Genomic DNA, 18,033 nt, shown 5'->3' with positions numbered 1-18,033 from the left:
ACGCTGTTCAAACAATCATAGGATTGCAACTGCCAAACTAGCAAAAAGCCTTCAAAAGAAAACAGAACGGCTCGACTCCAGCTTAAATCGAGCCATCCGGATTGAACACTTTGACAAAACTTGCCACGGACCTCTCGCGCCCCACAACAAGTCTTTTGACAGAAACCGCTGCAGGCAGCATAGAAATGCCCGACCGTTTCAGAACTCCAAATAGATACAAAAAAGCCCGTTGCCGAGACAGGGTTCTCAAAGCCGTATGGAAACTGCTTGGATTATTCGACGCGCCACTTGGTGTTTCGACATTTGCAGCTTGGGTGCCGGCTCTTGCTGGATCTAATTCGCTTGTGTCACTTTGCGGTCGTTATTTGCCCGAACGAATTCGCATCGATGTGGGATTCTAAATTGACTTTCGATATCGCCGCTCTTCATAGCGTAGTAGCAAAGTGAGCCCGTTACTGGCCTGATATGACAGAGGCAGATTCCGAAAGAGGCGTTGCCAAGGTCAGGGCACTCTCGGTCATGGGAAATGGCGTCGCGACGAACGAATGGCATGCGCAGCGCCTCCATGGCTTACCCTAAACAAGAGAGGCCCCAGCCACCGCGTGGTGACTGGGGCCCTCTTATCGCTCTGAGAAAGCTCGCTAGTCGCGCTTGAAGAGATCGCGTGTGTACACCTTGTCGGCGACGTCCGCGAGCTCGTCGCTCCAGCGGTTGGCGACGATGATGGAGCACTCGCGCTTGAAGGTCTCGAGGTCATGGGTGACCACGCTGCCGAAGAAGTCGGGGGCGTCGAGCGTGGGCTCGTACACGAGCACGGGCACGCCCTTGGCCTTGACGCGCTTCATGATGCCCTGAATGCTCGAGGCACGGAAGTTGTCGCTACCGGATTTCATGGTCAGTCGGTAGACGCCTACGACAGGGGCGTGGACGCCGGAGTAGACCAGCTGATTCACCTTCTGCAAGATCTCGTCGGCGATGAAGTCCTTGCGGGTGCGGTTCGAGTCCACGATGGCCTCGATGAGGTTCTGGGGCACGTCTTTGTAGTTGGCCAGGAGTTGCTTTGTGTCCTTCGGCAGGCAGTAGCCGCCGTAGCCGAACGAGGGGTTGTTGTAGAAGGAGCCGATGCGCGGCTCCAGGCACACGCCGCGGATGACGTCGCCCGCGGAGAGGCCCCTGCTCTCGCAGTAGGTGTCCAGCTCGTTGAAGTACGCCACGCGAAGAGCGAGATAGGTGTTGGCGAAGAGTTTCACGGCCTCGGCCTCGGTGGTGCCGAGGACGAGCTCAGGGATGCCGGTCGTACCGTCCTCGTTCACACGCTCGCGCTCGGCGGGGTCGGCGCCCTCGGCCAGAAGCGAGGCAAACTTCTCCGCCGCACCCACGGCCTCGGCATCCTCCTTGGGAGCGCCCACCACAATGCGGCTCGGGTGTAGGTTGTCGTATAGGGCGTGGCCCTCGCGCAGGAACTCCGGCGAGAAGAAGATGCGGTTGTCTCCGCGCTGCTCGCGAAGGGACGCTGTGTAGCCCACGGGTATCGTGGACTTGATGACGACCCAGGCCTCCGGGTTCACGGCGCGCACCGCGTCGATCGCGGCCTCGACGGATGACGTGTCGAAGAAGTTCTTATCCGAGTCGTAGTTCGTGGGCGTGGCGACCACGACGTATTCGGCGCCCGCGTAGGCCGCCGCCGGGTCCACAGTGGCCGTCAGGCTCAGCTCGCGCTCCCCGGCCTTCGCCTCGACCAGGAACCGCTCGATCTCGGCGTCGCGTATCGGCGACTCGTAGCTGCGCAGCTTCTCGACCTTTTCGGGGACGATGTCCAGCGCGTGGACTTCGTTGTGCTGGGCCAAGAGAACGGCAAGCGACAGCCCGACGTACCCAGTACCTGCGATTGCAATCTTCATTTCAAAAGCTCCTATCCTTCTAGAGTCGGTAGTAGTCCCGGTACCACTTGGCGAACTCGCGCAGGCCGTCCTCCAAGGGAGTACTCGGCTTGAAGCCGGTGTCGCGCTCCAGCTTCGAGGTGTCCGCGTAGGTCACCGGAACGTCGCCAGGCTGCATGGGGACAAGCTCCCGGTGCGCCTCGAAGTCGAAGTCGGCCGGAAGCACGCCCTCATCCACGAGCACGCGCTGGAGGGTATCCACGAAGTCGAGCAGGTTCTCGGGGTTTGAGTTACCGATGTTGTAGACGCGCGTCGCGGCCATGGGCAGGCCGTCCGCCCCCAGCTTGACCTCGGGCGGGTTCGTCATCACGCGCGTGACGCCCTCGACGATGTCATCCACGTAGGTGAAGTCGCGCTTGCAGTCGCCCATGTTGAAGATCTTGATGGTCTCGCCGCGCAGAAGCTTATTGGTGAAGCCGAAGTACGCCATGTCCGGGCGGCCCATCGGGCCGTAGACGGTGAAGAAGCGCAGGCCCGTGGCCGGAATCGAATACAACTTCGAGTAGGCATGCGCCATCAGCTCGTTCGACTTCTTGGTGGCCGCATACAGCGAAACCGGCGAGTCGACATTATCGTCCTCGCTGAAAGGCACCTTCTCGTTGCCGCCGTATACGCTCGACGACGAGGCATACACGAGATGCTTGACCGGGTGGTGCCTGCAGGCCTCCAGTATGTTGAAGAAGCCCACGAGGTTACTGTCCACATAGGCCTTCGGGTTCTCGATGGAGTAGCGCACGCCGGCCTGCGCGGCCAGGTTCACCACCACGTCGAAGCCGTTCTCGGCAAAGATTCGCTCCACCAGGGCCGCGTCCGCGAGGTCACCGCGCACGAACGTGAAGCGCCCGTCATGGTCGGCGTCCCGTAGCATTGCGAGGCGCGCCTCCTTGATGCCCGGGTCGTAGTAGCTGTTCACGTTGTCCAGGCCGACGATAACGTCGTCCGTGGTTTCCAACAGCCGTTTCACCAGGAACGCGCCAATGAAGCCGGCCGCGCCGGTTACCAATACCTTTCTATTGCACATTTATGCATCATCTCCCCAGTTCGGATGGAAATTAACTGCGCCGCCCAGCAATGCGGCCGTATCGTTTAAAGGAGGGATGGGTCTCCGGAATTCCGCTCCCCTCGGCCGGCACCTCCGGCCAGCCGAAAGCCTCGGGCGCGCACGTGAAGTCCCACCTTCGCCCTCAGGAGATCCCCTGAAGCTCCCCGAGGCAACTCTGAAGCGCAAAAAAGCCTCAAAGCTCACGACGAGACCCCCCCCCCGTATTTCTCGGGAGGAGAATTGAGCCATCCCGTCAGATCGAAGTACCGGCGAAACGCGACGGTGTCGTTGCCTATCTCGCCGTTAGCGACATACCTGCGCCCGAAACGCACGGAGCAGCCGAGATCAGGACGATCCTCGACGGTAAACAGAACCTTGTTCCTATGGCGCAGCCGCGAGAAAGAACCAAGCTCAGTCTCACCACAGTGGTTCATCTCGCTGAACTTGAAGAAGACGTCGTCGTAGTTGATCCGAGACGCCCGACGTTCCCATTTCTCCCTCGCTTCCTCGAAGCTCGGGTAATGGAGAAAGACGACCTCGATGTCGCCGAGCAGCCCCAGTGGGACGTCGCGCTGCCCCTTCGCGACAAGCTCGTCGCGGTGAGGGGAGTCCACGATGTCCAGGGGCTCGAGCGAAAGGGACATGTAGCGGCGCAAATCCCCGCAGAGTTTGATGTAATCGGGAGCGAAGAAGTAGAGGCCCGCCGTCGGCGACTGGTAGGGCAGGCCGTAGTACCTGTAAACGCTGCCAGCCCAGCAGTTATTCGAGATGATCGAGAAGCCAGTGCGCTCGAGACGCTTCCTCCTGGTCTTGGCAAAATATGGAGTGGTCGCCTCGTCCAGACGCTTGTATACTTTGTCGGTTATTCCGAGCTTCAATTTACGCCCCCTTGTGCAAAATCGATTTGGCCGGGATGCCGCCGAGGACGTCGTTGGGGACGCCGGTGCCTCTCGTTACCACCGCACCCGCGGCAACGGTGGTCCCCTCTAGAAGGAGGACGTCGCCGATCACCACGGCGCCGCAGTAGACGGTGCAACCCCTCTCAATCACGGGGCAGGCGGGCTCGCTCTTCTCACGTCTTCCGATGGTCACGTTCTGATAGATGGTGCAGCCGTCACCGATGACCGAGCCTGCGCCGATAACGATCCCCGTGGGGTGCGGGAAGTAGACGCCCTTCCCGACCTCGCATTCATAGGAGATGTGGCACCCCCAACGCCTGGCGATGCGGACGTGCAGGAGGTTCCGCACGAGCTTAATGCCCTTGCGATGAGCCGCGTGCATCCGCTCCACGTCACGGGAGAACTGGTAAGAGGGATCGAAAAGCGACCTCTTCAAATGATCGATCAGGTGCATCAGTCCGAAATCCTCCTCATAGTGCTGAGGGCCTTGAGCGCGATGGGGACGTAGGCGGCCGCGAGGACGCAGGCGGCCAGAGCAAGCCCCAAGACGCTAGTCCGCTCGTAAAGAAGCCAACAGACACAGGACTCGGCGGCATACGCGGCAAGCAGGCCGGCCGTCCAGGGGACGGAAAGCACGAAGTTCAGGCTTTTCCGAGCCAGCCACCAACGTGAGACGGTCATAGCGGCGGTACCCCCGGCAAGCCCGAAGATGACACCGTCGAGCCCGAAGAAGCCGATGAGGCCGAGCGTCAATGCGGCCGTGACCACAAGGCCGAACACCGTCGTGGTGGCTATCGAGTCGGTCTTGTTCGTGGCCATGAACACCGAACCGAACTGAGTTGCCATAACGGTCAGAGCGGCGTAGAGGAGCACCCCGGCGGTGAGCCCGGCCGCGGCCACGTAGTCAGTGGAGGCTATCAGGATGTAGAAGAGGTAGACGCATGGCATCAGAACCGAGATGGCAGCGCACAGTATCTTGAGAAGCGAGTTCGACACCGTGGAATAGAATTCAGCAAGTTTCTCGGAGCCGGAGCGGATTATCCCCTCCTCGATGACCGCCATGGAGAATATGCTTCCGACGGAGGTCACGATGGTGGCAAACTTCATGGCGAAGGCGTACTGCCCGTTCGCGTCGGCGCCGAGGTAGTTGACGGTGACGATCCTGCCGAAGCCGACGAGGAGGCTGAGCGCAACGAGGTTGGCCACGCAAGGCGTCGAGTAGCGCAGCATGGACTTGAGAAGGGGGAGGTCCGTCCTCCCCTTCAGAGCCCGGGGAAGAAGGGGACACCTGAACTCGAGGAATACGACGATGGAGAGCTGGCCGAGTATGTACGACGCGGACAGCCCGGCGAATCCGGTCTTGGCCGCGCAGACGAGCAGGATGACGCCTGCGAAGAACCCGAAGCTTGATATGATGCCCGACCAGGCGTAGTCCTTCGACCGAGAGAGGCCCCTGGCGGCGTACTGCCAGATGCGTGCCAGCGCATAGGCGGCCACCATGGCCCCGAGCGCGAGGGCGTTCTCTGGCGGGTACGAGAGGGCGAGCGAAGCGCAGACGACGAGGGCGGTCGTCCCGAGAACGAGCGGCACGCAGAACCGAAGGACGGTAACGATGGCCCGCTCGGCGTCCCCCGCCTTCCCGTTAATGCAGAACTTGAGAATGGCCTCCCAGATGGCCAGGTAGGCGACGGGGGCTATGATCTGGGTGAGCGTGAGGAGGTAGTCGTACTCGCCGAGATCCGCGGACGAGACGTATACCGCGTAGATGGGGACAATGATCGCGGAGATCACCTTCGACGAGAAGTTGCCGACGAAGTATACTCCGGTCTTTTTGAAGAGCCTGTTAGCCATTGAGCCTCCCGGGATTGAGATGAGGGCCGGGCACAGGCCTTCGGCGGGGCGCGGGGACCGCGCCCTTGGCTAGCCCGCCGCCGACGCAGCAGAAGCGCATGAGCATGTAGAGGAAGATGCCCGTGTAAACCACGTTCACGCGGCCGAACATCCATTCGATGATCATGAAGAAGAGGATTACGACCATATAGGTGTAGAGCATGAGTCCGTAGTCGCTGCCCGATCGCTCGTAGTAGGAATGTATCTTCTGGCAGACCACTGCAAGGAAAGCGGGGCCTATCAAGAGGCCAGCCGCGCCGAAGTCCCTCAGGACCCCGTAAACGTAGGTGCAGTTGTTATTCATGTGCAGCGTTGGCGAAATGTTCACCATGGCGGAGGAAACCGCGTTTATCTCGGTGATTGCGATGGGGATGTGGGTCCCTAGCAGCCGGTTGGCGACGACATAGAATGGCGACAGAAGCCCGTCGAGCGTATAGGCGCCAAACAGTACGTTGCCAAGCTGGGAGTGGGAGGGGTCAGAGATGAGGACGTTGAGCATGTCTACCGTCCCGGCGAAATAGACGTAGATAGAGGTGAGGACGTCGGTCTCCCCGATGGTCCGGTCGCCCGATATGGAAAGAATGGCCACGACGGCCAAGACACCGACGACTGTTATCGCCTTGTTTCGCCGCATGAGCTCCCAGAGGCGCAAGCCGTACTGGTGGAACAGAAGGACGGCGAGCGAGAGCATCGCCTCCATGAGTAGCCAGCGCCCCGCGAATATGAGCGTGTACATCGCGAGGTTGCAGCAGCATAGGATCAGAAGGAAGACGGGGCCCGCCTTACTGCGAGGCGTCTTCTTGAGCACGATAGCGGTCGACGCGATGAGGAACTCGGCGAGGATGAGGGGGTTGATAGCCCACTTGAGCAGGACGAGCGATGAGGACGTATAGGTGCTCGTCTCCGAGTAGAGCACGTTGTGTCTGACGGAGCTGAACCCGCCGGTAGCGAGGATCGAGAGCGCATCGGGGAGGTAAGTCGCCAGCAGCGCGGAGGTTGCGAGCGCTATCAGTATGAGCGGCGAGTAGCAGACTCGGGAGAGGTCGAGCTCCCTCGCGGGCCTCCTTTGGGCCGGGCTCTCGGGCCTCTTCCTCTCGTAAGCGCGCAGGCAGTAGGTCGTAAGAACGAATACGAATAATGTCAAGTACATGATTCCATACGTCAGGTGGCTGGGAACGTACGTCTCGTAGAACCCGAGCCTGGAAACGGAGATGATGAAAACCCACACGCCAACGAACATCGTCGCGTAATTAACGTAGCTTGGGAACTGGCTTCTAAGCAGGACGACGAGCACGAAGAAGACCGAGACGTCAAAGGGGATAAGCCATGCCATTGACATTAGCTATCACCCGCCGTCATGCGGAATGCGTCGAGCCAGGCCTTCGCGATGGCGCCCTCGTCAAAGCGAGAGACAGATTCAACGCCCCTCTCGGCCTTCGCGATCGCGGGCGCAGGGGCGCGGAAGTAGTCGTCGAGGGCGCGTGCGAGGGCGCGCGCGTCCCCGCATGGAACGATGGTGCCGTAGCGGCCGCAGTCGAGCAGTAGGCGCGCGCCACCGGGGCTACAGTCTGTCGAGATAACGGGGATGCCGTAGGAGAGAGCCTCCATCACCGTGTTGGGGATGCCCTCATAGTCGGAGCAGAGGACGTAAACGTCAGCGCCCTCGAAGGCCGCCTCAGGGGACTCGACCGGGCCCATGAGCCGTATGCGCCCCTTTGCCGGCGATGCCCCGATCAGGCTTTCGAGCTTGTCCAACTCGGGCTGCGGGCCACCGCCGTATATGCGCAGCTCTGCCTCCGTCTCCATAAGGGCCATGGCCTCGACAACGATGTCTAGTCTCTTCTGGAAGAGGTCAATTCGCGAGAGCGTCGCTATCGTCTTGGATCTGGACGGCGCCCAGCTCTCAGCAAAGGAGCGCTTCGCGGGGTTAGGTATGACTGCCGCCCTGCGCTGAAGGGACGGCGAGAAGTACCTCATTGCCTCCGGAGTCTGGAAGGCGGCGAAGTCCGCCCGGTTGTAGAGCGCGCGACGTATGCGGTCGCCCTTGCTGCGAGGATGATAGGGGTCAGCGCGTTCTGAGACGAGGAGCTTGTACCCGCATGAATGCCTGAGCGCGAGAGCGTAGTAGAACTCGTGGCCTCCGAAGCTGACCACCACATTTGGGCGCTCGGAACACATAAAGGCCTTGATTCTGGAAAACAGGACGGTCTCCTCGGCGGGGTTGCGTTTGTGAGTCTGGGTCCTCGGAGGGGCGTCGAAACAGTGGTAGGAGCACGCGGGGGGAAGACTCTCCTCAAGGAAGCGGGAGCGACTGATCGAGCATAGCGAGACCTCGCACCCGAGGTCGGCCATGGACGAAGCGACCCAGAGCATCATCCTGGTCGCGCCGCCACCCGTCTCTGCATAGTCAAGAATGAACAGTATTTTCAAATTGGAAGTCATGTGGCCTTCCTTCAGCATGTTGCGGAAATCTCGGAGGCTTCGCGGTTGGCAGTCTCCCGAAGGGATCGGTAGAAGCGTGTGCGACGCTCCATGAGCTTCCCCGCCTCGTAGTCATACGCCCGCGCGAACTGTTCCTCACGCACCTCGAGCGCATGGGACCAATCGGCAAGGAGCGAACAAACCATGTCCGCGTATGACTCGGGAGAGTTGTCGCATGAGAGGCACTCGGATCCCAGAAGCTCCGGGATGCCGTCCACCGCGTTGGCGAGGCACACGAGGCCCGAGGCCATCGCCTCTATGACGGCGCGGGGAAGCCCCTCACTCTTGGTGGGCATCACAAGGAACTGGGCGCGCTGCAGCTCGGCCTGCACTTCGGAGAAGCCGGACTTCCACCCGGCGAACTCCACGGAACCGGCAATACCCAGCTCGCCGGCCAAGGCCTCGAAGTCGGCCCTCCTCGGGCCATCGCCGATGAGAATCCCCCTGGCGTCGACGCCGCGGCGTCGAAGCTCCGCCACGGCGCGCAGGAAGACAGCGTGCCCCTTGCGGTCGTCCGACATCTTGCCTGTGTGTGCGAGCGTCACAGCCTCGGGAGCCGCGTCGCCCCATTCGGCCATGGAGTAGTCGGCCGCGCACAGGTTGATGGTCGAGTAGCTCGCCGTAAAGTGCCGACCGTCCCCGCCCTCAGACAGGGCAGCGCAGGGGTACTCCTCCTGGAGGACGCGCTCGGTCACGTAGGCTACCCCGTCGGCTTCCATGCAGGCCCGCTTTGTCTGGGCGGTTATGAAGCCGCAGATGACGGGCTGCAGGGGATGGCTCATGGACTCGCGCCCGTAGGCGGTACGCGGGTTCATCATCATCTCAGCCGCCCAAGGCACGCCGGACCTGCGCACAACCGGGTAGGCCACCATCGAGATGGGGCTCGGCATGCGGAATATGGCGGCGTCGGCGCAATCGAGGCAACCCCTCAGGGCGCGTCTGATGACCGAGAAGTTCTTGACTGGCCCAGCGGCGCCTTGGAAGTCGGGAAGCCCCACGAACTCCACGCGGGGATGCGTGGAGCGCAGCATCCCGCCCAGGTCGTCGTCGGGCGCGGCTTCGCGCATGCGGGCGCAGACGACGAGCCGGTCGAACACAGCCAGATAGCGCTCCCAGAACGAGCTGTCGCTCTGAACGTCGGTGTATACCTCGGAGCCGTCGCGGACGAAGTGCTGCTCCTGGATGACGAGGAGGGTCCTGCCCTTACGAGAGGCCATGGGCATACCCCCTCAGACTAAGCTCCCAGTCGGGCATATGGAATCCTTCCGTCTCCAGCTTGGAGAGGTCGAGCGCTGAGTGCTCCGGACGCGGGGCGATGGGCCCCTGGGCGCTCGCGTAGTACTCGGCGGTCGAAACCGGCCGCACGCAGCCGCCGTTACCGTTGATGAGGTCGAAGACCTCACGCGCAATCTCGGCCCAGGAGACAACGCGGCCGCTGCCGGTGCAGTTGTAGGTGCCGTAAGCTGCGGGCGCGCTCGGCTCGAGTTCGCCCTCGCGGTAGCCGAGCAGGTGGAAGATGGCCTTAGCCATGTCATCGGTGAAGGTGAGGCGGCCGAGCTGGTCATCGACCACGGCAACCTCGACGAGGGCGTCCTCTGGGTCGGCGCACCGATCACTCAGGGCTTTCATGGTCTTCACGAAGTTGTTGCCGTCGCCAATAACCCAGGAGCTGCGGAGAATGTAATGCATGAGGCACCCCTCCACTGCGAGGTCGCCGGCGGCCTTGGACTGGCCGTAGACGGACAGCGGCGAGAGCGCCTCACCCTCCGTGTGGAGCGGCGCCATCCCGTCGAACACGTAGTCCGAGCTCACGTGCACGAGCGTGATCCCGTGCTCGGCGCAGGTGCGGGCGAGCAGCGCCGGGCCCGTGGCGTTGGCGGCCCAGCAGGCGCGGCGTCCCTCGGGGGTCTCGGCCCTGTCGACCGCGGTGTAGGCGCCGCAGTTGATGACGGTGCCGTAGAGGGACCAGTCGTACTGCGCATAGGCCGCGGGGTCGGACATGTCGAACGTGTCGATGTCGCAGTAGTCGAAGCTATCGGCCAGGCCGCGTTCCTCGGCCATGGCGCGCACGGCACGGCCCAGCTGGCCGTTGCAGCCGGTCACGAGCGTGCGGCGCGGGGCCATGGGCAGTGCGTCGGCGAGCATGGGATGGGCCCTGTCGGCCTCGGAGAGCTCGCACTCCTCCAGCGGGATGGGCCACTGGATGGCGAGCTCCGGGTCGGCGAGGTTCACGAAGGTGTAGGTCTTCTTGAGCTCCAGCGACCAGTGGGCGTCCACCAGGTAGGTGTAGGCGGTGCCGTCCTCCAGGGCCTGGTAGGAGTTGCCGACGCCGCGCGGCACGAAGATGGCGCGCGAGGGGTCGAGCGTGCAGGTGAAGACCTTACCGAAGCCCGCGCCGGGGCGCAGGTCCACCCACGCGCCGAAGACCGAGCCCGTGGCCACGGAGATGAACTTGTCCCAGGGCTCGGCGTGGATGCCGCGCGTGACGCCCCTGTTGTCGTTGAAGGAGATGTTGTTCTGCACGAAGCGGAGGTCGGGGATGCCCGCGGCCACCATCTTCTCGCGCTGCCAGTTCTCCTTGAACCAGCCGCGGTTGTCGCCGTGGACGGAGAGCTCCACCACCTTGAGCCCGGGGATGCCGGTCTCGGTCACGGTGAGCTGCTTCTCGAAGTCGAATTCTGCCATTATCGGCCTCCCCTACTGCCCCTGGGCCTTGTAGCGGGCCTCGGTGGCCTCCTTGGCGGGGCGCCACCAGGACTCGTTCTCGACGTACCAGTCGATGGTGGCCCTGAGGCCCTCGGCGAAGTCGGTGTGGGCCGGCCTCCAGCCGAGCTCGCGCTGGAGCTTGGCGGAGTCGATGGCGTAGCGGCGGTCGTGGCCGGGGCGGTCGGCGACCCAGTCGAAGTCCTCGGGGTCGCGGCCCATGGCCTCCAGGATCATGCGCAGGACCGTGATGTTGTTCTTCTCGCCATTTGCACCGATGAGGTAGGTCTCCCCCATGCGGCCCTTGGTCAGGATGTCCCAGACGGCGCTGGAGTGGTCCTCGGTGTGGATCCAGTCGCGGACGTTCTCGCCGCGGCCGTAGAGCTTGGGGCGCACGCCGTCGATGATGTTGGTGATCTGCCTGGGGATGAACTTCTCCACGTGCTGGTAGGGGCCGTAGTTGTTGGAGCAGTTGGAGATCGTGGCGCGCAGGCCGTAGGTGCGGGTCCAGGCGCGGACGAGCATGTCGGAGGACGCCTTGGTGGAGCTGTACGGAGAGCTCGGGTGGTAGGGCGTCTCCTCGGTGAACTTGGCCGGGTCGTCGAGCGCCAGGTCGCCGTAGACCTCGTCGGTGGAGACGTGGTGGTAGCGGATGCCGTGCTTGCGGACGGCCTCCAGCAGGCGGAAGGTGCCCTCGACGTTGGTGCGCAGGAACGGCTCCGGGTCGGCGATGGAGTTGTCGTTGTGGCTCTCGGCGGCGTAGTGGACGATGGCGTCGTGGCCCGGGACGATGCGGTCCAGCAGCGCGGCGTCGCAGATGTCGCCCACGACGAGCTCCACGCGGTCGGAGGGCAGCCCGGCGATGTTCTCGGGGTTGCCGGCGTAGGTCAGCTTGTCCAGGACGGTCACGTGCACCCCGGGGTGGTTCTCCACCACGTAGTGCACGAAGTTGCTGCCGATGAAGCCGCAGCCGCCCGTGACGATGATGTTCCTGGGCTCGAAGAGCTCTTCAGACATGTTTCTATCTCCCATTGGGTCGGATTAGTACTCGCGCGGGCTGTTGACGATCTCGCCGGCGGCGACCTTCTTGAGGTGCTGCCCGTAGACCGACTTGCCGTAGGCCTCGGCGGCCTGCTTTAGCCCCTCGGTGGTGATCCATCCGTTCTCCCAGGCGATCTCCTCGGGCACGGACACGGGCAGGTCCTGGGAGTGCTCCACGGCGCGGACGAACTCCGCGGCCTCGTGCAGGCTCTCCATGGTGCCGGTGTCCAGCCACGCGTAGCCGCGGCCCAGGGTGACGACGGACAGCGTCCCCTCCTCCAGGTACATGCGGTTGAGGTCGGTGATCTCCAGCTCGCCGCGGGCGGAGGGCCGGACCCCGTGCGCCTTGGCGGCCACGTCGCCCGGGTAGAAGTACAGGCCGGTAACGGCGTAGGAGCTCTTGGGGCGCTCGGGCTTCTCCTCGATGGAGACGGCCCTCCCCTCGCGGTCGAACTCCACGACGCCGAAGCGCTCGGGGTCGTCCACGTGGTAGCCGAAGACCGTGGCGCGGCCCGACTCGGCGTTCTGCACGGCGCGCGTCAGGTGGCGCGACAGGCCGTTGCCGTAGAAGATGTTGTCGCCGAGCACGAGCGCGCACGGCTCGCCGGCGATGAAGTCCTCGCCGATGGTGAAGGCCTGCGCCAGGCCGTCGGGGCTCGGCTGCTCGGCGTAGGAGAGGTTAACGCCGTAGCGCGAGCCGTCCCCGAGCAGGCGCTCGAAGTTGGGGAGGTCCGTCGGCGTGGAGATGACCAGGATGTCCCTGATGCCCGCAAGCATGAGGGTGCTAAGCGGGTAGTAGATCATGGGCTTGTCGTAGACCGGCAGCAGCTGCTTGGAGGTCACGAGCGTGAGCGGGTACAGGCGGGTGCCGGACCCGCCGGCGAGGATGATGCCTTTCATCTTCTTGCCTTCCTAACGTCTTTTCTTCCTGCACGGTTGCCCGCGAACCGCGCCGCGCAGTCGACGGCGAACGCCAGCAGCTCCGGGATGTTAGCTTCCTTGACGAGGGCCGTTGCCACGTCCCTCGCGAGCCTCCCGCCCTCGCCGACCTCGGAGGCGCACGAGAGCAAATCGGCGTTACGCTCGAGGAACCTGCCGATGGCGAAGTTGCGCTCGTACTGCTGCCGAGGGGTGAGGTTGTGCGAGTGGTAGACCTCGGCGTCGGCCGCGTAGGCGACTTTCCACCCGGCTTTGACCGCCTTGGCCGCCATGAGCATGTCCTCGCTCATATCCGTGCTCCCAAACCCGCCGAGCTCCAGATACGCGCTGCGCCTGTACGCCGCGCAGACGTCGGTTGCGAAGTAAGCCTTTATCCCGAGCCTTGGGACGTCGTCCCTGGAGCGTACGTTCGATTCATCCGTATAGTTGAACGCTCTGACGAGCTGCTCGAAGCGCCGGGCGTCCGCCTTGGGCAGTTGCCTGCCCGAGGAGACGGCCACCGAAGGGTCAGAGAGAATCGGCGCGACCAGGTTCTCAATGAACGCATCGTTTGCGGGCACGGCGTCCTGGGTCATGAAGCAGGCGATGTCCCCGGAGGACCGCCTGAGCGCCCGGTCCCTAGTGAGGCCGTGGTCGAAGTCCCGTCGGTCGATCACCTCGACCGACACCTCGCGGTACGAGGAGGCGATCCCGACTGTGCCGTCGTCGGAGGACGAGTCGACCACAAGGATCTCGTTGGGAACGCGGCTCTGCCCGAGGAGTGCCTCGATGAGCGCGCCAATCTCCCCCTCCGCGTTGAGCGTGGGGATTATTAGGCTTACGGTCTCGCTCACCTTCCCGACCTCCTCTTACCAAACATGGCACCAAAAGTGCCTGTAAAACATTTCCAGTCCATGCCGAAGCAACGGTTCCGCACGTAATGAAGCTCGATCTTCTGGCGCAGGCCACTCTCGAAGGTCGCGGCATTACGATCAGTGGCCTGCCATAGGCCCGTGATGCCCGGGGTAACGCTCAACAGCTCTTCCTTCTCCTCGTCGGAGAAGTGCTGTTCCAGCTCGTCACGTGTGATGGGACGTGGTCCGATAACGGACAGGTCGCCTTTGAGCACGTTGAGGAACTGCGGCACCTCGTCGATGGAGCACTTACGGATGAACCGGCCCATCCTGGTGATGCGCGGGTCATCGTCGACCTTGCGCTCAACCTCCCACTGGTGCAGTTGCTCGGGGCTCAGGTACTTGCGTACGTCGTTGGCGTCTGCCACCATGCTGCGAAGCTTAAGCACGCGGATCACCCGGCCTCCCCTGCCCACGCGCTCCTGCGTGTAGACCGGGCAGCCCGGTGACTCCACGCAGATTGCGGCGCAGACTCCCGCCATGGGAATCGCCAGCACCACGGCGCATCCGGCGCTGAAGGCTATGTCGAATGTTCTCTTGCATATGCGGTAGAAGAGGGTCCCCGTCGGTTTCCTAGGCATGGGCTAACACCCCGCCATCGGAAAAATCTCGGGAGATGCCTCTAGCAGGCACCCCCCCCCGTTATCATTTCGACGACCGTGAGAACCACGATCTTCAGGTCGGTGACCACGCCGCGCTTGGCGATGTATTCGAGGTCACGTCGCACCATGCCGTCGAAGTCGGTATCGTTGCGGTCCGTCACCTGCCACCAGCCGGTGATGCCGGGCTTCACGGCCAGGCGCTGCAGGTCGAATTCTGTGTACTCGGCCACCTCATTCGGCAGCGGCGGGCGCGGGCCCACCACGGACATCTGGCCCAGAAACACGTTCAGGAACTGCGGGAACTCGTCGATGGAGTGCTTGCGGATGAACTTGCCGATCTTGGTGACGCGCGGGTCGTCCTTCATCTTGAACATGGCGCCGGCGATCTCGTTCTGCCCCTTGAGCTCGGCGAGGCGCTCGTCGGCGTCTTTGTACATGCTGCGGAACTTCCACATGCGGAAGGTGGACAGGCTGCCGTCGCGGTGGGTCTGGCCCACGCGGATCTGGCTGTAGAACGGGTTGCCCTCGCTCTCCAGGCGGATTGCCGCGGCGAGCACCAGGCTCGGCACGGCGATGACGGCCAGAACGCAGCCGCTGAACACGATGTCGAACGCGCGCTTTACGGCACGGTAGCCCAGGCGCGTGCGGTCCCAGTCCTTGACGGCCTGCACGGTCTTGTAGCGCACGGTCACGTCGCCGCCGTTCATTGCCTGGGCAACAAGCGCGGCCCCCACCGGCGCGTTTTGCCCTGTCACTTCTTTACTAGTCAAGTTCAAATCCACGTCCCTGTCCCCCAGGGATCCCCCAATCGATAAATTCAAAAAAGCGAACGAGTAGCCGATGCAACGTCTTCCCTACGTCTTACTGGGTACGTCCAACGGAAGCAGCTCCCTAAATGAGGAGTCGCCTTCGCCCACGTCTACCAGGCACCAGCGCTTATGACGGTCGATCTTCTTTACACGAGCCTCTTGCCCCACCAAGGGCCCCTGCTCTATGTGCAGCACGCCGTCTTCTATGCGGGCTACGCTGTTGCGCACCACGCCGTCGTCGTCGAGCACGCTGCGGTACCAGTCCTGCGCATCGTCCGGCATGGGCGCATAGGCCCGCTCCTTGCTACCGGCAATGCGACAGCCAAAGCTCAACTGGGCCAAAGCCTTATCAAGAAGAGCGGCATCGCGCGTGGCGACGAAGAAGTATTCCTTGTACATGGGTTTGGTTTGGAGCGACCAGGCGCCGTCCCGCTTAAACCAGAACTCCTTTTGCATCACAAAAGCGTCCTGCATCAGCTCATGCGGGATAATGCGGCGGACCTTTTCGCAGGTCTCGCGCTCTTTACCGTTGGGGGTGTGGACCAGATACCAGCGGACGCGGCCGCGCTGACTGTTGGTGATGGCGCCACTAAAGGCACCGGGCAGCTGCTCTTGGCGCCGCATTGTCTGTTCCATCTCTCGCCCCCTTAACTTGCATCCACGACGCACGCGGATGCAGGGGCGTTAAGAACAGGCTTCTCGCTCGCAGCTAGGCGCAGTCGCAAAAGTACAGGTTTTTATAGAGGGGTATGGAGATGTACCTACTAGCAGTACATTTTGCGTAATCTGGGCAAACGCTGATTAATTGCTCGTATAATGTCGTTTGTCGAAAGATACAAAAACCTGTACCTTTTTGTGCAACAAAAAAGCCGCTCAACCAGCGGCTTTTCTTATTTGGGCATGAAAAAGGCGACCGCCCTGTGCGAACGGTCGCCTTTGTTAATTGTTGTGAAGCTTGCCTTAAGCGCGGGTCTTGATCTCCTCGGTCACCTTGGCAACAAACTCGTCAACGCTCATCTGAACGGTCTCGTTGGAGCGATCGCGGACGGAGATGTTGCCGGCCTCGACCTCCTTCTCGCCCAAGATGAGCATGTAGGGCACGCGGTCGATGCTGCGGACCTCGCGGATCTTATAGCCGATCTTCTCGTCGCGGTCGTCGCAGACCACGCGGATGCCGGCCTCCGCCAGTTTGGCGCACACCTCGTGGGCGTAGTCGCGGCTCTTCTCCGAGACCGGAAGTGCCTTGACCTGCACGGGGGCCAGCCAGGTGGGGAACTTGCCCGCAAAGTGCTCAATCAGAATACCGATGAAGCGCTCGATGGAGCCAAAGCACACGCGATGCAGCATGATGGGGCGCTTCTTGGTGCCGTCGGCGTCCACGTACTCCAGGTCAAAGTTGAGCGGCATCTGGAAGTCCAGCTGCACGGTACCGCACTGCCAGGTGCGGCCGAGCGAGTCCTCCAGGTGGAAGTCGATCTTGGGGCCGTAGAAGGCGCCGTCGCCCTCGTTGACCTCGTAATCCATGTGCAGCTGCTCCAGAGCGGTGCGCAGGCCCTCCTCGGCGCGCGCCCAATCCTCGTCAGAACCCATGGAGTCCTCGGGGCGGGTGGAAAGCTCAACGTGGTACTTAAAGCCAAACTTCTGGTACACGGAGTCGATGAGGTTGACCACGCCCACGATCTCGTCGGTCAGCTGGTCGGGACGCACAAACAGGTGGGCGTCGTCCTGGTTAAAGCAGCGCACGCGGAACAGACCGTGCAGGGCGCCGCGCAGCTCGTGGCGGTGCACCAGGCCAATCTCGCCGGCGCGGATGGGCAGCTCACGATAGGAATGCGGCTTGGAGGCGTACACCAGCACGCCACCCGGGCAGTTCATGGGCTTAATGCAGTACTCTTCGTCGTCGATGACGGTGGAGTACATGTTGTCCTTGTAGTGGTCCCAGTGGCCCGAGGTCTTCCACAGCTGCTTGTTCATGATGAGCGGCGTGGAGATCTCCACGTAGCCGGCCTTGTGATGGATCTCGCGCCAGTAGTCCAGCAGCGTGTTCTTAAGGATCATGCCGTTGGGCAGGAAGAACGGGAAGCCGGGGGCCTCGTCGCGCATCATAAAGAGGTCCATCTCGCGGCCGATCTTGCGGTGATCGCGCTTCTTAGCTTCCTCCAGCATGTGCATGTGCTCGTCGAGCTCTTCCTTGGTGGCAAAGGCGACGCCGTTGATGCGGGTGAGCATCTTGTTGTCCTTATCGCCCTTCCAGTAAGCGCCCGAGACGCCGGTGAGCTTAAAGGCCTTGAGGGCCTTGGTGTAGCAGATGTGGGGGCCGACGCACATGTCGATGTAGTCGCCCTGCTGGTAGAAGGTGATGCGGGCGTCGTCGTCCAGGTCGCCGATGTGCTCGACCTTGTACTTCTCGCCGCGCTCCTCCATAAGGGCGATGGCCTCGGCGCGGGGCTTCTCGTACACGGTGAACTTGAGGTTCTCCTTAACGATCTTTTTCATCTCGGCCTCGATCGCGGGGAAGTCGTCCTCGCTGATCTTGACGCCCTCGGGCAGGTCGACGTCGTAGTAGAAGCCGTTGTCGGTCGCGGGACCGTAGGCAAAGTCGGCCTCGGGGTACAGACGCTTGATGGCCTGCGCCATGATGTGCGCGGCGGAGTGGCGGATGACGTGCGTGACCTCGTCCTGCGGGAGCTCGGCCACCGAACCGTCATTGTAGAGTGCCTTCATGGGTATGTTTTCTCCTCTCGGATGCCTGATGCAAGTGCGTGCGATGCGCTCGGCGTTTTAACTTGCATCA

General features: G+C 62.5%; 16 protein-coding genes. All 16 read right to left on the bottom strand.

Going from position 1 to position 18,033, the window contains the following annotated elements:
• Window positions 1-641: 641 nt before the first annotated feature.
• The 16 genes from DW123_RS04730 to thrS all read right to left on the bottom strand — a co-directional run bounded on the left by DW123_RS04730 (window position 642) and on the right by thrS (window position 17,963).
• The gene (locus tag DW123_RS04730; RefSeq protein ID WP_118273396.1) at window positions 642-1,901 is read right to left on the bottom strand and encodes a nucleotide sugar dehydrogenase; all 1,260 of its coding nucleotides are present in this window, start codon (window positions 1,899-1,901) and stop codon (window positions 642-644) included.
• 19 nt (window positions 1,902-1,920) lie between these two features.
• On the bottom strand, window positions 1,921-2,961 hold the full coding sequence (locus DW123_RS04725; RefSeq protein WP_118273395.1) for an NAD-dependent epimerase/dehydratase family protein: 1,041 nt from the start codon (window positions 2,959-2,961) through the stop codon (window positions 1,921-1,923).
• Between the two features lie 221 nt (window positions 2,962-3,182).
• Window positions 3,183-3,860: a DUF1919 domain-containing protein gene (locus tag DW123_RS04720; protein ID WP_118291487.1), complete on the bottom strand. Its 678-nt coding sequence runs from the start codon at window positions 3,858-3,860 to the stop codon at window positions 3,183-3,185.
• Window position 3,861: 1 nt separating this feature from the next.
• The gene (locus DW123_RS04715; RefSeq protein ID WP_118273393.1) at window positions 3,862-4,335 is read right to left on the bottom strand and encodes a serine O-acetyltransferase; all 474 of its coding nucleotides are present in this window, start codon (window positions 4,333-4,335) and stop codon (window positions 3,862-3,864) included.
• The gene (locus DW123_RS04710; protein WP_118273392.1) at window positions 4,335-5,732 is read right to left on the bottom strand and encodes a polysaccharide biosynthesis C-terminal domain-containing protein; all 1,398 of its coding nucleotides are present in this window, start codon (window positions 5,730-5,732) and stop codon (window positions 4,335-4,337) included. The genes DW123_RS04715 and DW123_RS04710 overlap by 1 nt, the downstream gene beginning before the upstream one ends.
• Window positions 5,725-7,104 carry an O-antigen polymerase gene (locus DW123_RS04705; RefSeq protein WP_158570730.1) on the bottom strand — a complete coding sequence of 460 codons (1,380 nt, stop codon included), beginning with the start codon at window positions 7,102-7,104 and terminating at the stop codon, window positions 5,725-5,727. Before DW123_RS04705 ends, DW123_RS04710 begins: the two co-directional genes overlap by 8 nt.
• A gap of 5 nt (window positions 7,105-7,109) precedes the next feature.
• Complete coding sequence (locus DW123_RS04700; protein WP_158570729.1) at window positions 7,110-8,213, bottom strand: glycosyltransferase; 1,104 nt, start codon at window positions 8,211-8,213, stop codon at window positions 7,110-7,112.
• 11 nt (window positions 8,214-8,224) lie between these two features.
• A complete protein-coding gene (locus tag DW123_RS04695) occupies window positions 8,225-9,469 on the bottom strand; it encodes a glycosyltransferase family 4 protein (RefSeq protein ID WP_158570728.1) in 1,245 nt (414 codons plus the stop codon).
• Window positions 9,456-10,937: a sugar nucleotide-binding protein gene (locus DW123_RS04690; protein ID WP_118273388.1), complete on the bottom strand. Its 1,482-nt coding sequence runs from the start codon at window positions 10,935-10,937 to the stop codon at window positions 9,456-9,458. The genes DW123_RS04695 and DW123_RS04690 overlap by 14 nt, the downstream gene beginning before the upstream one ends.
• A 12-nt stretch (window positions 10,938-10,949) precedes the next feature.
• Window positions 10,950-11,972 carry a dTDP-glucose 4,6-dehydratase gene (gene rfbB / locus DW123_RS04685; RefSeq protein WP_118291485.1) on the bottom strand — a complete coding sequence of 341 codons (1,023 nt, stop codon included), beginning with the start codon at window positions 11,970-11,972 and terminating at the stop codon, window positions 10,950-10,952.
• 24 nt (window positions 11,973-11,996) lie between these two features.
• The gene (rfbA, locus tag DW123_RS04680) at window positions 11,997-12,896 is read right to left on the bottom strand and encodes a glucose-1-phosphate thymidylyltransferase RfbA (RefSeq protein WP_118291483.1); all 900 of its coding nucleotides are present in this window, start codon (window positions 12,894-12,896) and stop codon (window positions 11,997-11,999) included.
• The gene (locus DW123_RS04675; protein WP_118273622.1) at window positions 12,893-13,768 is read right to left on the bottom strand and encodes a glycosyltransferase family 2 protein; all 876 of its coding nucleotides are present in this window, start codon (window positions 13,766-13,768) and stop codon (window positions 12,893-12,895) included. The genes rfbA and DW123_RS04675 overlap by 4 nt, the downstream gene beginning before the upstream one ends.
• Entirely contained in the window at window positions 13,765-14,409 is a 645-nt protein-coding gene (locus DW123_RS04670; protein WP_118273621.1) for a sugar transferase, read from the bottom strand. Before DW123_RS04670 ends, DW123_RS04675 begins: the two co-directional genes overlap by 4 nt.
• Window positions 14,410-14,450: 41 nt before the next feature.
• Complete coding sequence (locus DW123_RS04665; RefSeq protein ID WP_233540128.1) at window positions 14,451-15,200, bottom strand: sugar transferase; 750 nt, start codon at window positions 15,198-15,200, stop codon at window positions 14,451-14,453.
• Between the two features lie 84 nt (window positions 15,201-15,284).
• Window positions 15,285-15,875 (bottom strand): hypothetical protein, encoded by a 591-nt coding sequence (locus DW123_RS04660; protein ID WP_118273620.1) that lies wholly within the window; start codon window positions 15,873-15,875, stop codon window positions 15,285-15,287.
• Between the two features lie 324 nt (window positions 15,876-16,199).
• Complete coding sequence (thrS, locus tag DW123_RS04655) at window positions 16,200-17,963, bottom strand: threonine--tRNA ligase (protein WP_118273619.1); 1,764 nt, start codon at window positions 17,961-17,963, stop codon at window positions 16,200-16,202.
• Between the last annotated feature and the right edge of the window lie 70 nt (window positions 17,964-18,033).

Source organism: Collinsella sp. AM10-26 (assembly GCF_003472525.1).
Taxonomy (GTDB): domain Bacteria; phylum Actinomycetota; class Coriobacteriia; order Coriobacteriales; family Coriobacteriaceae; genus Collinsella.
The sequence above is the reverse complement of the archived record's forward strand: the minus strand, read 5'-3'. Positions and strand labels throughout refer to the sequence as shown.